This is a genomic window from Burkholderia sp. E168m23, assembly GCF_016586125.1.
GTDB lineage: Bacteria > Pseudomonadota > Gammaproteobacteria > Burkholderiales > Burkholderiaceae > Burkholderia > Burkholderia orbicola.
Genome location: NZ_BCPP01001252.1, coordinates 1 through 1,642 on the forward strand (window position 1 = coordinate 1; position 1,642 = coordinate 1,642).

The 1,642-nt window shown below is 68.0% G+C and carries 3 protein-coding genes; 2 read left to right on the forward strand and 1 reads right to left on the reverse strand.

The features are described from left to right. Positions 1–151: DUF1289 domain-containing protein (locus JMF90_RS36265; RefSeq protein WP_201326262.1), on the forward strand; the 151-nt coding region annotated here is incomplete at its 5' end. Between the two features lie 91 nt (positions 152–242). After that, positions 243–1,451, forward strand: a complete 1,209-nt coding sequence (locus JMF90_RS36270) for an MFS transporter (protein WP_201326263.1) — start codon at positions 243–245, stop codon at positions 1,449–1,451. 23 nt (positions 1,452–1,474) lie between these two features. Here JMF90_RS36270 and JMF90_RS36275 read toward each other — a convergent pair. Further along, positions 1,475–1,642, reverse strand: a 168-nt coding sequence (locus JMF90_RS36275; protein ID WP_236598119.1) for an ATP-binding protein, incomplete at its 5' end; no start/stop codon positions are given.

The window sequence follows — 1,642 nt, forward strand, 5'->3', positions numbered from 1 at the left end:
GTTCGACGGCCGCACCGGCTTTTGCGTCGGCTGCCTGCGCACCCGCGACGAGGCGCGCGACTGGAAGAAGCTGACCGACCATCGCCGGCACCAGATCCTCAACGACCGCACGCGCCGGCAGGCGAAACTCCGGCGCGACGCGGCGGAATAACCAGGGTGCACGCGCAACCTGCGATCGTGTCACGGGACTGCAGTAGCATCACAGGCATTCAGCGTCAGGATTCCTGAACCGGGGACGACCCATGCAGACCGACTCATCGACCGGCATTCTTCGGCAGATTCCGCGCAGCGTGTGGGTGCTCGGCTGTGTCAGCCTGCTGATGGACGTGTCGTCCGAAATCATCCACAGCCTGTTGCCGATGTTCCTGATGGCGGGGCTCGGTGCGAGCGCGACGACGATCGGCCTGATCGAGGGGATCGCCGAGGCGACGTCGCCGGTCGTCAAGGTGTTCTCCGGCACGCTGAGCGACTATCTGCGCAATCGCAAATGGCTCGCGGTGGCCGGCTACGCCCTCGGCGCGCTCAGCAAGCCGCTGTTCGCGATCGCGCCGACGATCGGTGTCGTGGTGACCGCACGGATCGTCGACCGCGTCGGCAAGGGGATTCGCGGCGCGCCGCGCGATGCGCTCGTCGCCGACGTGACGCCCGTTCACCTGCGCGGCGCCGCGTACGGGTTGCGTCAGTCGCTCGACACGGTGGGCGCGTTCCTCGGGCCGCTGCTGGCCGTCGTCATCATGCTGATGTGGCGCGACGATTTCCGCCTCGCGTTCTGGCTGGCCGTGATCCCCGGCGTGCTCGCCGTGGCGCTGCTCGCGGTCGGCATTGATGAGCCCGCACGTGCGCCGGGCGAGAAGCGCGTCAATCCGGTTCGCCGCGAGGTCGTCGCGCAACTCGGCGCGCGCTACTGGTGGGTCGTGGCCGTCGGCGGCGTGTTCGCGCTGGCGCGTTTCAGCGAGGCGTTCCTCGTGCTGCGCGCGATGAGCAGCGGCGTGCCCGTCGCACTCGTGCCGCTCGTGATGGTCGCGATGAACGTCGTATACGCGTTGTCCGCTTACCCGTTCGGTAAGCTCGCCGATACGACGAGCCACACGAAACTGATGGTGGTCGGGCTCGCGCTGCTGATCGTCGCCGATATCGTGCTGGCGCACGGCGCGCACTGGCCGACCGTGCTCGTCGGTGTCGCGCTGTGGGGCCTCCATATGGGGATGACGCAAGGGCTGCTCGCGACGATGGTCGCGCAGGCCGCGCCGGCCGAATTGAGAGGGACGGCGTTCGGCGTGTTCAACCTGATCAGCGGCATCGTCACGCTCGTATCGAGCGTCGTCGCGGGTGCCCTGTGGGACCAGATGGGCGCCGCCGCCACGTTCTATGCGGGGCCGGTATTCAGCGCAGCGACCATCGTGTTGCTCGTGTGCGTTCGCACGTCGTTCGGCGCGGTGCAGGATCGCTAGCGCCGAATGCGGCGGCGCATGACTTAACTATCCGTACCGCGTGGAAAGTACAGCGCGAACGTCGTGCGCCCGTCGCGGCTCGCGACTTCCACCTTGCCGCGATGCAGCTCCATGATCGACTTCACGATCGCGAGCCCGAGCCCCGCGTTGCGCGCCGCGCCGTGCCGCGACGAATCGATCCGGTAGAAGCG

Bases quoted from the DNA above. Each gene is read 5' to 3' on its own strand.
- JMF90_RS36270 (WP_201326263.1), top strand. From the start codon at position 243: ATGCAGACCGACTCATCGACCGGCATTCTTCGGCAGATTCCGCGCAGC.